Source organism: Microbulbifer maximicatervae (SeqCode) (genome assembly GCF_052467305.1).
This window is the reverse complement of sequence record NZ_CP174306.1, coordinates 2,747,964-2,770,189: the sequence shown is the minus strand read 5'-3', so window position 1 is coordinate 2,770,189 and position 22,226 is coordinate 2,747,964. Positions and strand designations below refer to the sequence as shown.

Sequence of the window (22,226 nt, the reverse complement as noted above, 5' to 3'; positions counted from 1 at the left end):
GCACACGGGTAATTCGGACCGTGTTTTTTTAACAGATATCTGAAATTTCCTAGGGGGTTATACCTTGGCTGACAACCTATCACTTGATGATCAGGCAACTCAGTCTGGTTTTGCTCGCCTGGTTGGTGCTACTCAACCTGCTATTGCCAAACACTTCAAGGCTGAGGTTTTTACCGTAGGCGCCAGTTACGAAGTTTGGCTTCATGAATATTGCGAGCGACTGCGAACCGAGGCCGCAGGCCGCCAGGCGAATGAGGCCCGAAATCGTCGCGATATGGCCCAGGCGATTGAGTCTGAAGTTAATGCAAAACTAAAAATGCGCGAACTGTATCGAGAGGATCAATTAATCCTTGATGTCGAGTCAACGCGCAAGGCGATGGTGGAGTGGTCCACCGTTGGAAAGAATGAATTTATAGGAGCGGTAGAGAGCATCATTATTGCTATCGAAAGTCAGTATGCCATTACCGTCGACCGAGAACCCCTACAGCCAAACATTGAAGCTGCCCTCAGAACTATTGGCGGTTACGAGATTGAATTTACAGAGGCTGGTGAAGGAGGTACGCCAGACCTGGATACCGCAGCCTAAAATTCCGCTGATTGAGTGGTTGCCAGAAAATATCAAACTGCCCTCTGAAGATAGTGATAACGCAGGATATTACAGAGTAGATTTTGTGCCCTATTTCTGGGGCGTAATGTACGCGCTCGATAGCCAAGTCTCCTGGATGGTGGTAATGCAAAAAGCGGCGCAGATTGGCTGGACGGTACTGCTAGCGGCAGATATCTGTAAGGTGGCGGTGACTGATCCCGCGCGGGTTTTGATGCTCTTTCCTAAGGATTCAAAAGGCCAGAACTTCATGGACGAAAAGTTCGTGAAGATTGTTGAGGGTTCGCCGAATGTAGCGCGTGTGATCGATGTCTCCACCAGTCGCAAGCTAGGCAACAGATCTACCAGAAAAGTATTCCCTGGTGGGGAAGTGCGTACAGTCGGTTCTAACTCCGTCTCCAATGTTAAATCCACCACCGCCAAGCGCGGCTATGTGGAGGAACCGGACGATACTAATAAAGACGTTGGTGATCAGGGCGATTCCATTCGCCACCTGCGCGAACGCCTTAAGCGGATGCGCAATAAGAAATTAATTATCGGCGGCACCCCTGCCGTTGCTGATCTTTCCCAGGTAGAGCACTACACCAAGCTCGGCACTATGCGCGTACTGCCGATTACCTGCCATGACTGCGAAGAGTCTCATGTACTGGATTGGGAAAACGTCAGTTGGTTAGAGAAAGAGGGAGGCACACCGCACCCGGTATTCGGCTTGAATCAGCCAGAAACCGCAATTTACGGTTGCCCCAAGTGTGGCAGTGAATGGGATGACTACCGCCGCCAAGCCAACATATTGCAGACCTGTAAAACAGCGCGTGAAAACGGTGATGAATTTGCCGGCTGGGTTAAAACCCAATGTGGCGAAGACTATGAGCAGGATGAGATAGAACCGATAGAGACGTTTATGGAGCTATCGGAGCTTTATGTGTGTATCCCTGGCACAGGATTGGCGGAGGTCGTTAGGGATTTCTTAGAGGCTGAGCACGAAGCCAAAAGCGGCGATGAATCTGCACGCATCGTATTCCAAAACAACAAGTTAGGCAGACCTTATAAATATGCTGCCAATCGGTTACTGGACCGCGAGAAACTGGAAGAAGCTGCTGAAGACTACCCAGAACTGTTTTGTCCTGCTGGCGGTTTGCTGGTGACTGCCGGTGTCGATGTCCAGCACGATCGACTCGCAATCACCATCCGCGCATTTGGTCGCAATGAAGAAAGTTGGCAAATGTACTGGGGCGAAATTGATGGCGACACGGTAGATAAGCGTGATAGCTGCTGGGATGCCCTGGATAAGTTAGTTTTTCAAAGCTTTAAGCACGAGCGCTTTGGTGAGATTTACGCATCTGCGGTGAGCATCGATTCCTCTGATGGAACTACCAGCGGCGCAGTGTATGAGTGGGTAAGAACCAGAAAAAGAAAATATCGGCGCGTTCTTGTGATGGCGATTAAAGGCGATAGCAGAGACTTTGGTAGTAAAGAAATATTTTCGCACCCAAGGAAAGCAGAAGTTAGCAACCCTACGCGCACTACTAAAGCCGATCGCCACGAAGTGAAGGTGTATATGGTAGGCACCCACAAGGCTAAGGATCTGATTGCCCGGCGACTGCTAGGCACCAGTGCCTATATGCACAGCTGTAAGCATGTGCGACAGGATTACTGGGAGCAGGTAACTGCTGAAGTAAAAGCACCGAGCAAAAAGTATAGAGGCAGAGAAACCTGGCAAAAGCGTCCGGGTAGACCCAACGAAGGAATGGATACTGAAGTCTATGCCCTACACGCAGCCTATGCGATGAACCTGTACAAGAACAACGAAAAAAAATGGTCCATTATCGAATCCCGCCTGGGCCAGCGTACCTTGTTTAGTGAATCAGAATCTCCTCAAACACCTAGACAACCCAAACCAGCCCCGAAAAAACCAAGGCAGCCCGCGCAGCCAGCCGGCTCTCTACTGGATAGTTAAATGTCTAAAACCGCACAAGAGATGGTCGACCTCTATATCGAGGCCGAGATAGACGTGCTCGCCGGAAAAACCACGGTCATTAACGGCCGCCAATTTACCGCCGAGAACCTGCAGGAAATCCGCGCGGGCCGCCAGGAGTGGGAGCGCCGCGCAACCGCAGAAACCTTAAAGGCCGCCGGCAAACGCCCCGGGCCCGCCTACGCGAATTTTTGCTAATGAATAAACTGGATTCTGTCATCGGTTTTTTTGCACCCGAGGCTGCCCTGCGCCGCGTACAAGCCCGGCGCGCCCTGGAGATTGCCGCCGCCTATGAAGCCGCGCGCCCCAGTCGCCTGCGCAAAAACCCCGGCGATAACCGCAGCGGCGACCTGGTGCTGGAAGGCAGTGTGGAAACCCTGCGCGGCCAAGCCCGGCACCTGGAGCAAAACCACGATTTTGCCTTTGGCATTCTTACCACCCTGGTAAATAACATTGTCGGCCCGCGCGGTATCGATGTGGAATTCCAGCCCAAAACCTGGGATGGCGATATCCATGACGGCCTCGCCAGCCAAATGAATGACGCCCACAAGGAATGGGCACGGCGCCCGGAATGCACCCGGCAATTTAGCTGGGGCAAAGCCCAGCGGCTTTTGTGCAATACCTGGCTGCGCGATGGTGAAACTTTAATGCGGCATCTGCAGGGCACGGTGCCCGGCTTAAAGCACCGCACCCCCGTGCCTTACACCATCGAATGCCTGGAACCGGATTTCCTGCCGGTGGATTACAACGACCCCAGCAAGCGCATTGTGCAAGGTATTCAAAAATCTGCCTGGGGCGAGCCTTCGGGCTTTTGGTTGTACGACGAACACCCCGGAGCCTCATTTAACTGGCGCATGAAGCGCAGGCTTCACAGTGCGGAAAATATCGAGCACCTGAAATTTGTACGCAGGCTGCACCAAACCCGTGGGGTATCCATTTTTGCAGCGGTGATGAATCGCCTTACCGATATTAAAGACTATGAAGAAAACGAGCGTGTTGCCGCCAAGATTGCCTCAGCCATGGTCGGCTTTATTCAAAAGGGCAGCCCTGATACTTATGAGCATGATTCTTCTTGGGATGATGAAGGAAACCGCACTCTCAATATCCGCGCCGGTGCCATCTATGACGATCTCCGCCCTGGGGAATCAGTTGGAACCATTCAAAGTAATCGCCCCAGCGGCCTGCTAACGCCATTTTTAGAAACCATGCACCGCATGACTGCCGCCGGCACCATGGCCAGCTTTAGCAGCATCAGCAAAAACTACAACGGTACTTATAGCGCGCAACGCCAGGAACTGGTGGAGCAGTGGGGAAACTACGAAACCCTCAGCCTGGAATTTTGTGAGGAAATTGTAGAGCCGTCCACCCGCCGCTGGGTGCAAATGGCTTTACTGGCGGATGCCTTCAAAGTGCCGAGTGATGTCGATCCATCCACATTAATGCATGTCGATTTTATTACCCCGGTGATGCCCTGGATTAATCCGGTCCATGAAGCCAGCGCCGATGAAACCCTACTGGAAAATGTACTGGCCAGCCCACAGCAGACCATCCGCCGCCGTGGCAAAAAGCCGGACGATGTAATTAAGCAAACTGCTGCCTGGCAGCGAAAGCTCAAACAAAACGACATTACTACCCCAACCAAACGCGAAGCCGTACCCGCGCAAGAAACTGAAACTGAATCTGAATAGGAGGCAGCCATGCCGAATGAATCCTGGTACAGCATGACCGCTGCCGCCAATACCAGTGAAGCTGATATTTATTTGTATGACTACATCGGCTACTGGGATATGACGGCAAAAGACTTTGCCCGCGATCTCAAAGCCCTCGGGGATGTCAGCAAGATCAATCTGCATATCAATTGCCCCGGCGGTGATGTGTTCGACGGTACCGCCATCTACAACCTGCTCAAAGATCACAAAGCCGAAGTGGAAACCTGGATTGAAGGCATCGCAGCCAGTATGGGCAGCGTGATCGCCCTCGCCGGGGATACTGTCCATATCGCTGAGAACGCCTATTACATGGTGCACAACCCCAGTGCCGGTGTTCGCGGTGATGAGCGCGCTCTGGAAAAAACCAAGAGCCTGCTGGCCAAAGTTAAAGCCACCATGAAAAGCCTGTATTCCTCACGCACCGGAATGTCGGATGAGGACATCAGCCAAGTGATGGATGACGAGACTTGGTATACCGGCACCGAAGCGGTAGAGGCCGGCTTCGCCACCGATACCACCGCAGCCATCGAGATGGCTGCCAGCTTCAGTGCCGATCACTTAAACCAATTTAAAAACACCCCTCAAGCTATTAGTGCATTGGTAATGCAGGAGCCCACTGAATTTAGATTCCCGTCTGCGGTTGCAGACAACCCAACCCAAACCAAGGAGGCGCAAGCCATGCCGAAAACTACCTCCACCACGCCAGCTGCAACCGCTGCGCCCGAGGTTACTCCAGAAATGAAAGCGCAAATTGAAGCCAATGCCAAAGCGCAATTTGCCGCCGATGAGAAAAAGCGCAAAGACGATATCACGGCCGTATTTAAAGGCTTCGAAGCGCACAGTGTTGTGATGCAGGAATGTCTCAATGATATGGACTGCAGCGCCGAAAAAGCCAAAGACAAACTGCTCACAGCCCTCGGCAGCCAAACCCCAACCCCCGTGCAAAGCTACAGTGTGGTAGTGCAGGAAGGTGAAGGCATCAAGCGCATGAAAGCCGATGCCGAGAATGCGATTGCTGTACGTGCCCTCGGTGAAAAGCGCACAGAGGGCAATGAACTCAGTGGCTACACCATGATGGAGATTGCCCGCATCCTCATGCAGGCCCACGGCCAAAGCTTGTCCGGACTCGACAGAATGGGTGTGGTCGCTGCAGCCTTTACCCATAGCTCGGGTGACTTCGCAACGGTGCTCGGCAATATCGCCAATAAATCCATGCTGAAGGGCTATGAAGAAGCGCAGGAAATCTTCCCGCGCTTTACCAGTGTCGGCAACCTCAGTGACTTTAAACTCACCACCCGCACGGATCTGGGCAGCTTCCCCTCACTGCGCCAAGTAGCACCCGGGGCAGAATTTAAATATGTGAGTATCGGCGAACGGGCCGAGACTGCCGCACTGGCGACTTACGGGGAACTCTTCTCTATTAACCGCCAGGCGATTATTAATGACGACCTGGGGGCCTTTACCCGAATCCCGCAGAAGATGGGCCTCGCCGCCGTGCGCACCGTGGGGGATCTGGTATTCAGCATCCTGCTCAACAATCCCAAAATGGCAGATGGAAAAGCCCTGTTCCATGCAGATCATGGCAACCTAGCCAGCGCCGCTCTAATCAATACCGCCAGCATTGATGCTGCACGGGTGAAGATGGGCAAGCAAAAGGACGGCAGCGCAGTGCTTAATATCCGGCCCAAATTCCTGCTCTGTGATATTGCCGACGAGGGCAGCGCAAAGGTTGCTCTGGAATCCGAATTCGAAGTGGGCGAATCCACCAAAAACAACACCACACCGAACAGCGTGCGCAACATTGCCGAAGTGCTCTCTGATGCGCGCCTTAGCGGACACAATGGCTGGTACCTCAATGCCGACCCGGTAGTGCACGACACCATCGAAGTGCTCTATCTGGATGGTCAGCAGGCCCCGGTGTTAGAGGAGCAAAATGGTTGGAGTGTTGATGGGGTCGAATTCAAAGTCCGCCTGGATGCCGCAGCCAAAGCCTGGGATGCAAAAGGCATGGTGAAAACACCCAAAACCTAATCCCAATCCCAACTGAAACTAAACCGGAAAGGGCCGCACTACGCGGCCTTTTTTATTTCTACTGCTTTATCCACTGAGAGAAAGAATATGGCTACGAATTTTGTACAAGCCGGGCGCATGCTCGATTTCACCAACAACACCAGCGCAGCGATTAGCTCCGGCCAGGTGGTAATCGCAGGTGCGGTCCTGGGCGTGGCGATGGATGATATCGCCGTGGGCGCATCCGGCGTGATTGCCATTGATGGCGTATTCACCGTGCCCAAGGTATCCGCCGCAGAGATCAATCAGGGCGAAACCCTCACCTGGGTGGTCGCCTCCAGCTCATTCGATGATAACGCCACCACCACAGCCACTGGCGATATCACCGGCGCGACCGCCTTCGCCGCAGAGGCTGCCGGGAATGGCGTAACCAGTTTTGCCGTGAAGTTTACCGGCGTACCGGGCACTGTTAAGGCCTAGGTGATCCATGGACCTGGACCAAAGAGCCGCAGAGCGCGCGTTTCGCAAATGGGGCAAAGCCGCTACCTATACCGATGGTAGCGGCGCTGAGCCTATTGATTGCCGAGTGATAAAAGATCAGGAGATTGATGACTTCGATGATGAGGAGCGCGTGCGGGTACCGCGTGTTGAGTTGAGCCTGCTGGTGAGTGAGGTTGGGTCTTACAACTCAGAGGCGGTGATTACGCTAAATGGTGTGGCATATTCAGTGCGCAAATGGCTGTCGGATGATGGGGTTGTTTGGCGAGTGCTGGTGGATGTGTAGCCTTAGTGGGTAGGTCAGCACAGGATTTATGATCATTGTGATTGTTATTTTTTTGAGTTGCTCAAACATACAGGAAAATGCTTTAAAATCATTGACTTAAAAGATTGGTTAAAAATGGGGATAGTGGTCAAATTGATCATTTTTCTAGGTGGGCCGATAGTGCCAAGTGATCGTAATCTATTGATTTAGTGGAAGAAGATGGCGTGTTGGCGTAAATTGGTATCAGAAATAGTAGTCAAGATAATAGTGGTCATGATGATCACTATATAAATGTTATACTTCCCCGGCATGAGCTGGCTTAATACATGAGAAGACATGACGAAGTAGATCGACAAAAATCACAAGACTTTGACATTCTGCTGGACGCAGTTTTGAATGAGCCGCACAAAGTAAATGATATCGTTACGGGCAATCGAGAATGTTTACGAGCTGTAAATTACTCTGGCGAAAATGTATTGCATTGGCTAGCAGTAGAAAATCATACTGAGGGAGTTCAGCTCTTAAGAAGTTTAGGTTCACCAATACCTGAGTTCGCTTTAATTCATGCACTGGAGGCTGGCCACACCGAAATGGTAATTCTGCTATTAGAGTTAGGGGCTGACCCTAATATTGAAGCGTGCAAAAGATCACTCAATAACTCCCTTTGGGTGTTAAGTGATAAGACTAAGCGCCTTATACGTAGCTACTTTAAGCAGTATGGTCATGAAATATAACAAGCATAGGCACAATCGCCCGCAAAAGGCGCGGGCTGGACTCGCTTCACTGCGTTTCGCTCGCCTGTGCTATGGGCATTATGTGTAATCCATGAAAAAGATCTCTAAGTGGTGTGTATGGTTTGGTTGGATATTTATTGCATATCCAGGGTTGGCTTTTATGATCAATTTCTTGCCGGTAGATTTTTGGATAACAATAAGTAATTTCTTTACCGGCGAGGACAGTCACACTTACTATAAAGTTGTGGCTACAGAGGGTGGCCAAAACTATGTATTGTCTACATTAATTTTAGGGACTGGCTTAGTTGTTTTAGGTAAGGTTATTGCCGCTAAATCAAACACATAACAAGCAGTAGCACGAACGCCCGGCAAAAAAGGCCGGGCTGGACGGCCTACACGCCGCTTCGCTCTGTTTCGGCCGCCCGTGTGCTGGGCGTTAGCCATATGATCATGAAAAATATATCTAGACAAGAATTTGTAAGAGGAAGTGGCGGGCTCATAATACTGGCCATCTTTTCCTACGTTACTTTTCTATTTTTGCGGGGGATTTTCAATATCTCTGTAGAGGGGTGGGTGTTCCTTGGATATATCGCCATTATATTTTTAGGTTTCTACACAACATCGCTTTTAATCAATCGTCTGGTAGAAAGATACCAATCTGCACATGGTGACAAAGCGAAGAAAACTATAGCAGCCTTATCGCTCACCATTGATGCAGTCATGGTCGGTATTTGTTCTGCCATGGCAGTAAGGGCGCTCTACGAAGATCGCTTTGATAACATCGTTATGTGGTTTTGTATGGTCGCATATAGCATTTACTATATGTATAAGCATTCGAAGGAAAAATTGGAAAATGGCTAACAAGGTTAGGCATTGGGGGGAAGTTTGGCGGAAATTCTCATAGTTTATTTAGTTGGCCTGCTTATATATCCTGTAGCTATTGGTGCGTACGCAATACAGTCTGGGTTGTATGTTTTGTACTGTATTTGGTTGATTTTAGGGTATGTATTTTGGTGGGGGTTAGGTAGACGAAACCATAACCGACTTCGAGTGTTTCTAGTTGCAGTTTGGTTTTTGCCGAGCACTTTAATTTGTGGTGCCGCTGCCGTTATTCCCTGGCCTATCGCAATGCTTTGGTATCTAGGTGGGGCGTCTGGTTGTATAACTGTCTCTAGTCTGGCAGTAACGCTCGCTTTAAACGTGATGTTTGCAGTGGGCGGATTAAAGTTATGGCAACTGTTTCGGATGAAGCGAGCGAATGCCTAACAAGCGCAAGCAGTTTGCTACGGCCCTTCGGGCCTCCGCGGGACGCCCAACGCCATGCACATTTTGTGCGGGTCGCTGCGCTTCCGGTTTCGCACAAAACGTGCATGGCGTTGGGCGCCCCTGTTGCGGGCGTTAAAGGTACACAAGATTTATGCAAAGGTACGCTGCAAAATTGCTTTTCCAATATCGTGTGCACATTGATGGCGAGGATAATAAGCGGCGCACTTGCGAGGAGCGTATTATCAATATCGGCGCTGAAGACCCAGAGGTCGCACTCAAAAAGGTGAAGTCTTATGGGAAATCAGAGCAGCACAATTACCGAAATTCAGACGGCAATAAGGTTTATTTCGAGTTCGTTGGCGTAATGGATATGATGCATCTTGGCAATGAAGCTGAAAAAGAAGAAGTGTGGTATGAAATTAAGGAATATCTCACACCGAAAGAAAGGAAGGAGAAATTACTACCAAAGGAGAAAGACCTTCATGCCTTTCGTGAATTCAACCTTTAACAAGGCGCTCAACTACACTACGGCCGCAAGCGGCCTCCGTCGGACAGCCAAAAGCGTGCTTCGCACTGGCTGCCGGTTAGCTTAGCGTTATGGATACTAGATGAAGTCGGCCCTAGCAATATTGTTTCTTCTGCCAGGAATAGCTTTCTCAGAAAGCATTTCTTGTGCGAGAGAAGGGTTTCCAAGGCTTGTTGAGAAGCCTGGCCTATTAACAATTGATCAGAGTGGGCCAGACAAGCTCATTATTGCATTGATTCCACGTAAGCATGAGGGAGAAAAGTTGGTGAAAGCATATACGATAATTGGAGATCCAGGGAGCATCTCAATTCCGCTTGCTTTGCACGAATCGAGCGTTAAAGACTACAAAGGTTTTCTTGTGGCGTACATACAAACGGAACAAAACAACCAGAGCATTACTGTGCAGGCAACGTATGGACATATATGTACAACCATATTGCATCGCACCGAAAATCCATAACAAAGCGGTCAATGGCGCCTGCGGCTGGACCTCCTTACGCTGCGCTCCAGTCGGCCCATTACTTAGGCGTTATGAGCTATTTAACTTAAGGAGGCAGAGCTTCAATGAAAGCTTTATTTATAGTCCTTTTACTTTTTATTGTTGGCGGGTGTAATAGCTCCAACATTAATGCGAATACACCGGTTAAACAGGGTTGGCAGGCTGTATACAGACACGACGAAAACGGTAGTCCTATCGCTGGAAGTATGGACGCACTAATCGATGGAATACGGAGTGGGTATTCAGTACGCGTAGGCTGGGGTTGGGAAAAGAACGTCGAGGGTTCGTTGATCAGACTTGAACATATGGCGGAGCCACTGTTTTTGACAATTATCCAGGAGGAATTTGTTTCCGCCGTGATTGCCCCCCATCCTCTACTGGATAGCTATATCGATAGACAGACGTTTGGAGAGGGGGGACACATCTGGCAATGTGTATTGACCAGCAAAGGGACGTTTAATGCAAAAGTATATAACCGAGCCAGTGACGAGCTGATCAGGGATTTGCCTCAGCGACAAATCATGACCTGGTTCCTTGAGTATCCGGCACATTTTGCTGGTTCCCCTGTTAAGCCACTATATTAATGAATTGAAGATTATAGTGAATGGTGAACAAACTAGATCCAAGCGACCGCTTATAGCGACGCTTGAGAGTTACCGTTTTACACCACCGCAAGGAGATTAGATGATTAGGATGGCTCTTATTTCATTTGTGTTTTTTATTTTGGGCGGAATGGCTGCATTAATATTAATCTCAGTCTTAGTTAGCTTTGATGATGAAAATAATTATGAATTTCCTTTGAACTCAGTCGCGTTTCTAAATACGGATGCGTGTCCGAATTCAAACCCTAATGATTTGGTCGGAAAGTGGGAGGGTAAAAAAGAACTCGGTAATGGTAGGCATCAAATTTGGAGTGTAGATAGAGCTAGTGACGGTACTTTTATTATTCATGCTCAATTTGTAGATAGCACCGGTGAATATCGAGTGCGTGAATCCGGTTTATGGTCATATTCCCACTGCCTTTATTCGACAATAATAAACAACATAGATGGAGAGCCAGCACTCTATCAAGAAGTTTATCGTGTGAAGAAGGTAACGCTTGATGAAATGTCCTATACGAACTTTCGTACGGGCAGGTCTTTTAATCTAGAGCGTTCGAGTAATTAGTTTGTGTATAACAAACTGTTTAAGAGTAATTCGCAATGCGTGGCATTTGTACTATGCGTTGCATTTAGTATTTAAGGTGGTATGCGGCGGCTTTTGTATTGCGCTGCTCACAGCTTAACAGGGCGTTAGATCCATAAAATTGTACTTTTTGACGTGCTATTTAAACTGTAAATGAATACCCAAACCCGCATCAGCGGGTTTTTTTATGCCCCAAATTTCTGGAACACTACCCAATGACCCAACGCATAACAATTCGCGATGCCGTGCTAAACAAACTGAAAACTCTATCGGGCTATACATTTCCTCCTCCTGGCACCACAGAAGAAATTGAATCAAAAAAACTGCCAGCGATTGTGGTGGGCTTTGCAACTGAGAACACTAAACACGAAATGCATGGCGGTACCGAGCGGCAACTGGATCTGACGGTTGCTGCAGTGGTGAAAACTAGCGGTGATGTATATGCCGCGTTAGACCAGGCAGCGGCAGATATTGAAAGCGTCTTGCAGGATGCTTCTCTGGAGGACGCCTGTGATTTGTTCCTGCTCAGCCAAACCGAGTTTGCGCTGGACCAGGATCACCCATTAGGTGAAGTACGCCTGACGTATAGCGCTAAGTATTCCACTGAACCCACAGACTTTTAACGAAACAACCCGATGAGGTTATAACTATGGCACAAGGTTATAAAACCAAGTTTTATCGCAGTGATGATGGCACTTCCTATTCTCAGGTGGCGGGCATGTTGGATCTTGAGCCCGGTGAAGAGTCTCGTGGTTCGGTTGATATGACTCCCATTGATGGCACCAGTGGCTATATGGACTATGACCCTTCGGGCTTACGTGATCCCGGTGAAGTCTCTATTACCTTGATCTGGAAAGAGACTGATAGTGGCCAGCAGGCTCTGCGTGCAGATTACGACTCCGATACCAACAAGCACTACAAGGTCGAATACCCTGAGGGCACTACCGTTGAGTTTCTTGGACATATTACCGCCTGGGGTAAGGCGGTACCCAAGGATGACAAGATCACTCGCACGGTTAAATTCAAGATCTCTGGTAAACCCTCTGTAACTGCAGGTAGCTAATCATGAATTTAGTTCCAGCCCCTATTTTAAAATCTGAAATAGTGCTTTTTGGTGAGCAAGAAGTAGAGCTATTTGAGCTGAGTGCTTATCACCGCTGTGAATACCTGCAGAAAACTACCGAGGACATCCCCCTACCGCAAGGAGAGGACGTTCCAAAAACTGAACTGGAATCCTTTGGCCAGCTCTGGGCTTTTCGTGCCGGGGAGGTGAGCAATAAATTATTGCTGATTGCCTACGCAATTTGGATGAAGCCGGACTGTCAGGAATCCGTGGAGCAGATTCATCAGGGACTTATCCGCAGTATCACTCCTGAATTGATCGATGTGCTCTATGTGCCTGCGGCAAAGCTATCCGGCCTTTTTGTAGAGATACCCGATGAGGGTGAGGGTAGCGATACGGAAGGTGAGGACAACGAAAAAAAGGCTAGTGCCGGGTTTCTACTTTGCCCGGCAGCTCGCGCGGGATTTTAATCGTCCCGACTATTTCAACATGTTGCGCTCCATGAGTTCTACCGAGTTTGACCACTGGTATGAATTCCACTCCGAGCGTCCCTTACAGACCGAAGTCCAGCAGTGGCAACTCGCCCATATCGCTGCCGGCACCCTGGGAGGCAAAGTCTCTCAATACCTACCTCAAACGCACAAACCAAAAACCGTACAGCAGCAGATCGCAATCTGGAACTCCATGAGTTGAGCAATGGCTAAACAAACATCCATGGCCACGATAGTGGCCAACTTGGAGCTGCGCTCCACTCAGTATAAGCGGGAGATGGACCAAGCTACTGCACGCAATAAAAAGTTAACCCGAGAGCTGAAGTCCACCAGTGCAGCGGGGGATATGTTCGGCCGCTCCATGCGTGGTGCCGCTCAAGGGGTCGCCGCTATCGATGGTCCCTTGGGCGGTGTTTCCGGTCGAGTCGGTGCGCTTAATGGGTTGCTGACTAGTGGGAATTTGGCGTGGGCGTCCTTTGGTGTCGCGATCGCTGGTGTCACAGCCGTGATGTACAAAAGTATCCGCGCTGGTGAAGAAATGGAGCGGGGTCAGCTCAAGATAGAGGCACTACTGAAGGCGACCGGTAGTGCCAGTGGTCGAACCGCAGAGCAGCTGGATGAACAAGCCCGCTCAGTGGCCCGCGCAACCCTGGCTAGTGTTACTGGTATCCGTGAAGCCCAGGGCATATTGCTCACCTTTAAAGGTGTTCAAGGCCCGGTATTCGATGATGCTATTCGCCTCAGCCAGGATATGGCAGCGGTGATGGGAGGCGATGCAAAGAATGCGGCACTTCAGTTAGGTAAAGCGTTAGAGGAACCCTCAACCGGGATCACCGCACTGAAGCGTGCCGGTGTCAGTTTCACGGCTGCAGAAAAGGAGCAGATCAAGACTCTGGAGCAATCGGGGCGTGTTGCCGAAGCCCAGCGCATGATTCTGTTAAAGCTTGAGCAGCAGGTGGGCGGTGCTGGTGCTGCTGAAGCAGGTGGTCTCACCGGTGCAACCGATTCCCTGGCGCAGTCCTGGCAGGAGTTTCTTGAGGGGCTCAGTGAAACTGCGGGCTCCACCGGTATTGCGACATCCGGTATTAATAAGTTAACCAGTGCCGTGGATACCCTGCGGCGTGGACTTGCGCCTACCGATGAAGAAAAGCAGCGCACACAATTTGCTGAACTTCATAACCAGTATGTTTGGCATCAGCAGATGCTGGCTAAGGCGGAAGCTGAAGGCGTTCAGGTTCAGGTCGAAATCCATCGCAATAGATCAGAAATGATACGCGGCCAACTTGCTGAGCTACAGAGTGAACAAATAGCCGCGCAAAAAAAGCGGCAGGATGAAGAGAGGAGAGCTGAAGAAGCCGCAGTAGCCGCGAGGGAGCAATCTGAGCGTGATCGTATAGCCCAACAACGCGCAATAGCAGAGGAGGCGGGCACTGCTCAATTAATACAGCTGGATCAGTTCCTAGCCAATCAACAAGGCAAAATAAAGCTGGATCATGAACAGCGACTCCAGCAAATCGCTGGGCTGCAAATTGCCGAGGAAGAGCTTACCAGGCGAGGCTTTGAATCCATTGAGGCACTTCGTACTGAATACGCTGAGCGTGAGAAAGAGCGCTTCCAAATGGCCCTGGCTGAAGAGCAGGCACGCACAGCCAATGGTGAAGGCGAAGAGGGCCAGATCGGTGAGGATGGCCTAACGGAAGCGGAACGTCAGCGCTTGATTGCTCGACTGGAAACATTGCAGCTTTCCTGGCTTACCGAAATGGAACAGCTGCAGGTACAACAAGATGAAGAAATGGCCCTGCTGGATCAAGCCTTTGCCAGCAAGTTAATTGCGCACGATACCTATGAGCGCAGGCTCACCCTTCTAGAAAACAAACATCGAAAACAACGCGAGAAGCTCGAACAGGCCTCCAATAAAAGCAGACTTCAACTGTTTGTTACTGGAGCCAACCAAGTGCTATCGGCAGCAGCGGCCTATAACCAAAAAGCTGCGAAAGCGGAGATGGCAATGGCTGTTTTTTCTACCGGGGTTTCCCTTGTAAAAAATATCGCAAAAGCTTCTGAAATTGGATACCCGCAAAATATTCCTATGATCGCCGGGGCTATTGGCCAGGGTATTCAAATCGCTGGGATGCTGTCTGATTTGCAGGCGCCCAGCGGCGTTTCAGGCGGTGCAGCCGCCCCCAGTATTAGCACAACGGGTTCAGCTGTGGAGAGCCCCGGCGTGTCTGGTATTGATGAGGTAGTCGAAGGGGAAGCGCAGCAGCCAGTCTCACAAGTGATTTTCCAGTTTATGGGAGATGTTGTTGGCGACAGCAGTGAACGAATTATCGAAGAAATTCAAACCAAGATGAGCGAAGGAGAACTGGTGCTGTTCGATAAGAGCAGCCGCCAAGCTCTTGAGCTTAATGGTTAAAGGGGTAGCTCATGCTGATTCAATACACCCCAATTCGCTCACTAGTCGGTGATGGCAGTGATTTCCAGATTGAAGCGAAGTTGAAGCGCTATGACAGCAGTGACCGGCTCGAAGGCAAAGAGCACAAGGCGCTCAGCGGACAAAGCGAGTACACGGTCTATCGCCTCGAAGAGGAATACGTTTGCCAGACAGTGCCGCTCAAGCTTACCAGTACAGAGCTCGCACGCTGGCGTGAATTTAAAAGAAGCTGCGCCTTTGGTGAGTTCTTTACTTTTGATGCCTACGGTACGACAGCGCTTGCTGATGATCCCCAACAAGTGCAACTCAAATTTAAATCCTTCAAAGAAAAGCGCCAAAAGGATGGTCGCTTTATTTTCTCATTTACCACAGTCCAAGTGATTGCTTAATTATGCGCAACAATTCTGAAACCTTTGATGTTTACAACCAAGCACCGCAACGGCAATTGCGATTGGTGATTGAAATCGACTATGACCTACCGCTCTATATTAGTAGTCACAATGATATTCCGGGGCTGCCTGCTAATGCGATTCTCGGAATCTTAAAAAAGTGCAGTGCAACTAGCCAAAAAATTATCCCTGAGCAAGGACTGGCAGAAATAGGAGCGATCTCATTTGAGGTTGTGGATATCGCCGGACAGTTTTCCTATGTGTTGCGCGATGAGTTAGAGCAAGGACGTGGTATTAAAGGGCGAACCGTTCGCCTTTACCAAGGCTTTGCTGGTCTCGACTGGGAGGGTTTCCGGCTGGAGCAAACCCAGATTGCTGAGGAATCTATTTCCTATGCGAGCGGTATCTATCGTGTGCGCTGTCGAGATATCCAGCGGGCAATGCGCAGTGATATTTTTGTATTAAATAGCACGCGACTATCTGCAGATTTCCTGAAAACGGCAGACACCTTGCAGGTATATGATGCGAGTCAGTTTGAAGCCAATCCGCACACTTCTGCCTATGGTGATGCAACTAGCCAATCTGTGTATTACCTTAAAATTAAGTATCAGGATGGCTTTGAGATATTGCGAGCTACCGGTAAAACCGATAGTAGTTTTACCGGTTGTACGCGAGGCTTATTCGGCACCTATGCCCGCGACCATATCCTGCCAGAAGATAGCGATGCTGAAAGTGGTATTGAAGTTGAAGAGTATGTTTATCTAGAGGGCCCCGGCCCCCAGCTAGCTTATGCATTGCTTACAGGCGCTATCTTGGGCACTAATGATGTATTGCCCAGTAATTGGCACTTAGGAATTGATCCCAATTATGTGGTTCTCGATCAATTCGAAAATATAGGTTCAGATTGGTACAAGCCCAGCGACCACAGCAAAGGCAAGATTCTGCGTTTCGATGGCCTCGAAGAAACGGATGGCAAGAAGTTTATCGAGACTGAAATCAACCTGCTGTTGGGGGCGTTTATGCCGGTAAATGCGGCGGGCCAGTTGGGATTTCGTCGTATGGCCGGCGTACTTGCCGACTCTGGCAGTGTATCGACTATCGGTCCTGACGATGTCAGCAGCCTCGGCGAGCTGAAATACAATTTAGCGGGTATACGTAATGTATTTTCCGTTGAATGGAGTTGGTTTGAACAGCCTGGATTTGACGGCAAGTATCTGCGTACAAACCATGTACTTGATGCTGATTCAATCGCTGTACACGGCGAAGCCAAACAGCACACGCTGGAGTTTCGCGGGCTCCATAATTCACGCCACACCTACACTACGATTAAAAACACTTTTGATGCGCTTAGGGATCGCTTTGCTGGTCCGCCGCTGAGTCTGCGCTTGGGATTACTCCCCAGTAAAAACGACCTGGAAGTAGGGGATATAGTGCGGGTGAGTTTACCGCAGCTGCGCGATCACTCGATTCGTGGTGATAGGCCCTACGATTTTAATTTCGCTAGTGATAACGAGGGCTGGGTACCCCTTGACGGCGTAACGGAATCCAGTGTGACTAATGGAGTATTGTCGGTTAAAGTTGTTGGCGAAAATCACTGGATTAAGCGTAATTTCTCACCCACTTTTCTTGGGGCTGATCTGCCCTATATAAAAATGCGCGTTCGTCGTACCAGTGATGAACCGATTGCTGCAGGCATTGGCAGTAAGCTGTTTTTTAAACACACCGAGAGCAGCTATTATTTTTCTGCGGGCGCGGATGAAATGCTCGACCTTATCGAGCGTATGAACAGTGCTAAAGATGAGTGGCAAGAATTTGTATTAGATCTTACCCAGGAGGATGACTGGACCGGTGGTGATATCGAGCTAATCCGTATCGATATTGGCCATGATCACACAGCAGACTATAGCTACGAGCTGGACTATATCCGTCTATTGCCTACTTTGGGTTTAGATGAATACAGCCTAGATCGCGCTATGGAAGTGCAGCGCATTAGCGTCGATCAAGTTAGCGGCTCAGTGACGGTTGATTTATTTGGCAGCTATCAACCCGCCGGCATGATTGTCGATCAAGCGGAAAGCACCAGTGCCGAATTGCCAGACGAATGGTATGAAAGCGAAGGCACTGCAATGGCGGCGGCCGGCCTCGCAATTGATGCGGACGGTTTCTTAACCGCAGATGGCGCACTTTCCGGCAACACCGACAGCCGCGCAATCTATTACCACCCCGGTGACCTCACAATACCCGCAGGTTGCACTCTATCGGTGAGCGACAATGTTGAGCTGCGTGTTCGTGGTGTGCTGCAAGTTGATGGTGAACTCAAAGGCCTCCCAAGCAATAGCGGCGTAGGCTTTTTGGGGTCCTGTTATGGCGGTGCCGGCCAGCTAAAAGATGCTCAAACGGTAGTGAGTCGGGGAACAGCTAGGGGGACCTTGGGGCAAACGGTTATTGGCCGCAATGCAGTTATGCCTCCCCTCGATATTGAGAATAATGGCGGAGACCTTCAAGGCATTCCCGATGATCTGCGAGGCTCGGGTGGCGCACGCGGTGGTCACTCTTCTTTCTATGCCTGGGATGGGAGTTACGAGCCCAGCGGCCGCGGTGGTGTAGGTGGCGACGGGGGTGCCGGACTCGTTGTGATTGCGCGAGGTATCGCCATTGGAGTCAGTGGCAGAGTAGAAAACTCTGGAGAGGATGGCAGCCCCGGCAGCACCGGTGAGGAAAATTTGATAGCGGTCCCCGGAGGTAGCGGTGGCGGAGGTGCACCCGGTGGTATTGTTTTGTTAGTCGACGGCACCTCAAATCCCATGCCGGTCTTAAGCAATAACAAAATAATCGCCTGTTACGGTAACAGCCCCAATAGTCCGGGTAATGCCGGTCAGGGAAGTATTTGCTTGGGGACTAACGCCGTACGCCTGTTGTTTGTTCCCAAGTCCCGCACCCCTTATCCAGACCATGAAGACCCCACGCTAGACCCAGATATACAAGCGGCAATGGATGCGGCGGCAAAAGCTCAAAAAGCCGCAGAAGATGCCCAGGCCGACGCGACGGCAGCCTTGGAAGATCTCGATGATATTGCCGTAGATGGCAAGTTGCACCCCTCGGAAAAGCTCCAAGTGATTAGGGAGTATTTGCAACTTACTGAAGAGCAGAGCGGTATCAATTCCGAGGCCGATAAATATGGAGTTTTATTGGAGCGGGGCAACTACGATAGCGCACTGGAAGCACTCGACAGTTATCTGGAGGGACTTAGCCCTAACTGGGATGACTCTAACCAGGCTACGCCGATCAGCCGCACTATTTGGAATGCCAACTGGACTGCTGTGTACAGCGCCCGCCAGGCATTGCTGAATAGGATTGCCGGGGTTGCCCGCGAAGCCAGTCAAGGGGCACGTTTTCTCTATGGGAAGGATTTAAGAAGCAGCCCAGAGGACTGGCCGCAAAATAGTGATTATGACGGCAGCAATAAATATAAATTTTCTGCAGTCAATAATGAGACCGGTAGCGGCTACTTGCATGTGCTGCTATTCGATGCAGAGGGCGTACAGCTGGCATTTAATGGCAGTAGCCTGGGTTCGGTGGTTGGACCCAATAACGCGCTGCGCTGGTATGGTTTCCCGGTGGACATTGTTGCGGGAGACAATGAGGTCGCTGTTTGGGCAGCAAATAGTGATGGTGGTAGTGTCCGTGCTGTGGTGGTCACCCAGGGTGGCGCAGGCGATCCGGAAACCATGCTGGATGCACATGCGGCAAGAGAGCAGGCCGATAGTGCCAAAACAGCGGCCGAGGATGCCCAGAGCGATGCAACGACAGCGCTTGCTGATCTGGGTAATATTGCCGCAGACAGCAAGCTCCACCCGTCAGAAAAGGTGCAAGTAAACCGGGAATATAATGACCTCATCAGCCAGCAAGCGGGCATTGAATCCCAAGCCAGCGCGCTCGGCATATCCACGGAGAAAATCAACTACAGCAGCGCAATTTCTGCGCTTACTAGCTATCTACAGGGCTTAAGCCCTACCTGGAATGCCACCAATAGCACTACCAGCATTGTGCGCAGTACCTGGAATGGAAAATGGCAGGACGTTTACGCCTACCGCCAGGTGCTTCTAAATGCAGTTTCCGCCCTTTTAAAGTCGCGTGCGGACAACGCGCAGAGCGCTGCGGAGACTGCGGATAGTAAAGCGGTGGCGGCCCAGAATGCCGTTTATAGTGCGCAGGCTGATGCCACGGCGGCTTTGCAGGATCTGGATGACATTGCCGCAGATGGCAAGCTGCATCCTACTGAGAAAAAACAGGCGGTATTGGAGTACCAGAGCTTTCTCGACGAGCAAAATGGCATCGCCGCAAATGCGAGCCAGTACAGCGAGCTGGATACTCTGCGCTCCGACTATACCGCGGCCATCACAGCGCTGACCAATTATTTGCTAGGCCTGACCCCTACCTGGAATGACACCAGTCAGGTGACCCCCATAAGTCGCAGCATCTGGAATACCAACTGGGCGTATGTTTACGAAAAGCGTCAGACGCTTCTGCTCGCAATTAACGACTCGGCAAGTACCCGCGCAACTTGGGACGGTGTCAGCGGTCCTGATAAACCGGAAGCCAATGCGACCAAAACTGTTATCGGCTACAGCGAATCTACTGGAGAATTCACCAATAACGGCATATTGCTGGGCTCAATGCAGAGCGCCCGCCGGGCAGAGCTGCGGGCACTGCAGGCCTCGGCTTCAGTTTTTATAGACGCATTCACTGATACCCTGGCCACAGCTGACTGGCCAATTGTCGCCGGCAATAGTGAAGACAATGTCTATTACGTGAAAACTGGCTATGCCGGTGCCCAAGTTGGTGGCAAAGTATTGCGCATCGGCGGCAACGATAGTGGTACTTATGCGGACGACGGTGAGGCTTGGATTGAATTCAAGGAGCGCTTTCCGTTTGATCCCGACGAGCTCTACCGTATTAAAGCGCGCGTCTGGGTAGGCAATGAGGGGGATACCGATAGAAAATTGTATGTTGGGGTCAGTGGGTTTCGTGATGATGGAACCCGGTGCAATACCTCGGGCAATGACGAGTACAGCAGCCAGCACTACGTGGCTTGTTCGGGAGTTGCCGCGGCGGGAGAGGATTGGCAGGAATACACGGGATACTTCCAAGGCAATGCCAGCGCCAACGCAGAAATTAATCCAACTGGAGAAAACACTATTGCGCAGCCGGCAAAATTGCAGGCGGATGTGCGCTACTTTTCCCCGTATGTCGTTGCCAATTATGGCGGCGATAAAGTGGGGCGTACACAGCTGGATTACGTCCGCATTGATAAGGTTGAGCCCACGGGCAATGGTCTTTATCTAAAGATCAATACCAATGCAGGACTCGGAGATAATGCCAGCCCAGGAGAGGCGCAACTGTGCGGATTTGATGCCAATGGCAATCCCGATGGCAATCTGCCGGGTTGGTTTCTTTGGGGTGATCAGCGGGTTTCGATTGCATCTGTTCAGCTAAACCCAAGCCTTTCGGGGCAGTTTTATATTGTCACCGATACGGATGGGGCCTGGGATTCCAGTCACTCGGCAGTGGCGGTATCTATCGAACGCGGGCAATACCGTTACCACTACCTTGATGGGTCGACAACTAAGCGCGAATATTTCACGCCCTCGGACAAAATGCTAATTATTGGAGAGATTTATCTATCCGGAAATGAAGTCATAGCCGGCGGTGGTATTTACCAAAACCCGCGCCCGTTAATTGGTTTCGCCCAGTATATGAGCGGCCTCAATGAAAATGGCCAAATAGCGGATCAACGCAGCCTGCAGCAAAATATCGGCAGCATTGCCAGCCTGCCCACCAGCAGTACGGTGTTGTCTGCTTCTGATGATGGCTCCACGGCAAAAATCACTATTGCTGCGCACTCTGTGCAGTATTCATTCGGTACTGTTTCCCACAACAGTGGCTCTATCACAGGGCTTTCTTTTTCTACCACTTACTACGTGTATGTAGACGATCCCGACTATAGCGGGGGTGGGGTAACTTACTACGCAACCACGCAAGTTTGGCAATTGGCTGCGGGTTTTGGGCGGCGCGCCGTAGGAACTATTAAAACCCCTGCCAATGGTGGAGGGTCAACCGTACCAACAGACCCGTGGTGCGTAGCTGAAGGTTCATGGCTACGCGAAGGCCTGCTTGTAGATGATTGCGAGCCAGGTGAGCTTATCGACTGCTGGGAAGCTGGAAATACCGACACTCACCAATCACAAGTTGTGCGTATAGAAAAAGAGCCAAGCATGCTCTGTGTACTGCTCACCTTGGAAAGTGGTGCACAGGTTATATGCAGTCGGGAAACTCCTGTCACCGACAGAGAGGGCCGCGTGTATTGGGCTCAGGACTGTCAGAGTGTTGAACTGGGGGTTTTACACGAGGACGAGCCTTTAACTTGGGAGACTGTTGAGCGAGTGGAGTGTGCAGGGTTGCGTACTGTTCACAAGCTTTCTGTCGGTGGCAAGAGTTACGCTGCAGGCCTTGACCCTCAGCACCGAGTTATTACGCATAACGGCGTCTACAAGTCTGACTAATAAAGGGGATAGATA

At 50.5% G+C, this 22,226-nt stretch carries 21 protein-coding genes; all 21 read left to right on the top strand.

Annotation, left to right across the window (positions count from 1 at the left end):
• Positions 1–64 precede the first annotated feature (64 nt).
• The 21 genes from ACJJI4_RS12135 to ACJJI4_RS12035 all read left to right on the top strand — a co-directional run bounded on the left by ACJJI4_RS12135 (position 65) and on the right by ACJJI4_RS12035 (position 22,211).
• The gene (locus ACJJI4_RS12135; protein WP_413662497.1) at positions 65–586 is read left to right on the top strand and encodes a hypothetical protein; all 522 of its coding nucleotides are present in this window, start codon (positions 65–67) and stop codon (positions 584–586) included.
• A complete protein-coding gene (locus ACJJI4_RS12130; protein ID WP_444925305.1) occupies positions 549–2,561 on the top strand; it encodes a terminase gpA endonuclease subunit in 2,013 nt (670 codons plus the stop codon). The genes ACJJI4_RS12135 and ACJJI4_RS12130 overlap by 38 nt, the downstream gene beginning before the upstream one ends.
• Positions 2,562–2,777 (top strand): DUF6148 family protein, encoded by a 216-nt coding sequence (locus ACJJI4_RS12125; RefSeq protein WP_444900499.1) that lies wholly within the window; start codon positions 2,562–2,564, stop codon positions 2,775–2,777.
• Positions 2,777–4,267 (top strand): phage portal protein, encoded by a 1,491-nt coding sequence (locus ACJJI4_RS12120; RefSeq protein ID WP_444925304.1) that lies wholly within the window; start codon positions 2,777–2,779, stop codon positions 4,265–4,267. Before ACJJI4_RS12125 ends, ACJJI4_RS12120 begins: the two co-directional genes overlap by 1 nt.
• Before the next feature lie 9 nt (positions 4,268–4,276).
• The gene (locus ACJJI4_RS12115) at positions 4,277–6,319 is read left to right on the top strand and encodes a ClpP-like prohead protease/major capsid protein fusion protein (protein WP_444925303.1); all 2,043 of its coding nucleotides are present in this window, start codon (positions 4,277–4,279) and stop codon (positions 6,317–6,319) included.
• 87 nt (positions 6,320–6,406) lie between these two features.
• Entirely contained in the window at positions 6,407–6,778 is a 372-nt protein-coding gene (locus ACJJI4_RS12110) for a capsid cement protein (RefSeq protein WP_444925302.1), read from the top strand.
• 7 nt (positions 6,779–6,785) lie between these two features.
• A complete protein-coding gene (locus ACJJI4_RS12105; protein WP_444925301.1) occupies positions 6,786–7,082 on the top strand; it encodes a head-tail joining protein in 297 nt (98 codons plus the stop codon).
• 305 nt (positions 7,083–7,387) lie between these two features.
• Positions 7,388–7,795 carry an ankyrin repeat domain-containing protein gene (locus tag ACJJI4_RS12100; protein WP_444925300.1) on the top strand — a complete coding sequence of 136 codons (408 nt, stop codon included), beginning with the start codon at positions 7,388–7,390 and terminating at the stop codon, positions 7,793–7,795.
• A gap of 91 nt (positions 7,796–7,886) precedes the next feature.
• A complete protein-coding gene (locus ACJJI4_RS12095; RefSeq protein ID WP_444896930.1) occupies positions 7,887–8,141 on the top strand; it encodes a hypothetical protein in 255 nt (84 codons plus the stop codon).
• A 98-nt stretch (positions 8,142–8,239) separates the two neighbouring features.
• Positions 8,240–8,656, top strand: coding sequence for a hypothetical protein (locus tag ACJJI4_RS12090; protein WP_444925299.1), 417 nt, complete (start codon positions 8,240–8,242; stop codon positions 8,654–8,656).
• Between the two features lie 556 nt (positions 8,657–9,212).
• Positions 9,213–9,569, top strand: a complete 357-nt coding sequence (locus tag ACJJI4_RS12085) for a DUF4288 domain-containing protein (protein ID WP_444925298.1) — start codon at positions 9,213–9,215, stop codon at positions 9,567–9,569.
• Positions 9,570–9,669: 100 nt separating this feature from the next.
• Complete coding sequence (locus tag ACJJI4_RS12080; protein WP_444925297.1) at positions 9,670–10,047, top strand: hypothetical protein; 378 nt, start codon at positions 9,670–9,672, stop codon at positions 10,045–10,047.
• Positions 10,048–10,151: 104 nt separating this feature from the next.
• Complete coding sequence (locus ACJJI4_RS12075; RefSeq protein ID WP_444925296.1) at positions 10,152–10,670, top strand: hypothetical protein; 519 nt, start codon at positions 10,152–10,154, stop codon at positions 10,668–10,670.
• 100 nt (positions 10,671–10,770) lie between these two features.
• Positions 10,771–11,253 (top strand): hypothetical protein, encoded by a 483-nt coding sequence (locus tag ACJJI4_RS12070; RefSeq protein ID WP_444925295.1) that lies wholly within the window; start codon positions 10,771–10,773, stop codon positions 11,251–11,253.
• Between the two features lie 233 nt (positions 11,254–11,486).
• Positions 11,487–11,894, top strand: coding sequence for a phage tail terminator protein (gene gpU / locus ACJJI4_RS12065; RefSeq protein ID WP_444925294.1), 408 nt, complete (start codon positions 11,487–11,489; stop codon positions 11,892–11,894).
• Between the two features lie 26 nt (positions 11,895–11,920).
• Positions 11,921–12,334: a phage tail tube protein gene (locus ACJJI4_RS12060; RefSeq protein WP_444925293.1), complete on the top strand. Its 414-nt coding sequence runs from the start codon at positions 11,921–11,923 to the stop codon at positions 12,332–12,334.
• A gap of 2 nt (positions 12,335–12,336) precedes the next feature.
• Positions 12,337–12,804: a phage minor tail protein domain-containing protein gene (locus ACJJI4_RS12055; protein ID WP_444925292.1), complete on the top strand. Its 468-nt coding sequence runs from the start codon at positions 12,337–12,339 to the stop codon at positions 12,802–12,804.
• Positions 12,761–13,027, top strand: a complete 267-nt coding sequence (locus ACJJI4_RS12050; protein ID WP_444907878.1) for a hypothetical protein — start codon at positions 12,761–12,763, stop codon at positions 13,025–13,027. Before ACJJI4_RS12055 ends, ACJJI4_RS12050 begins: the two co-directional genes overlap by 44 nt.
• A gap of 3 nt (positions 13,028–13,030) precedes the next feature.
• Complete coding sequence (locus tag ACJJI4_RS12045) at positions 13,031–15,241, top strand: phage tail length tape measure family protein (RefSeq protein WP_444925291.1); 2,211 nt, start codon at positions 13,031–13,033, stop codon at positions 15,239–15,241.
• 11 nt (positions 15,242–15,252) lie between these two features.
• The gene (locus tag ACJJI4_RS12040; protein WP_444925290.1) at positions 15,253–15,648 is read left to right on the top strand and encodes a hypothetical protein; all 396 of its coding nucleotides are present in this window, start codon (positions 15,253–15,255) and stop codon (positions 15,646–15,648) included.
• A gap of 2 nt (positions 15,649–15,650) precedes the next feature.
• On the top strand, positions 15,651–22,211 hold the full coding sequence (locus ACJJI4_RS12035) for a hypothetical protein (RefSeq protein WP_444925289.1): 6,561 nt from the start codon (positions 15,651–15,653) through the stop codon (positions 22,209–22,211).
• The last annotated feature ends 15 nt before the right edge of the window (positions 22,212–22,226 follow it).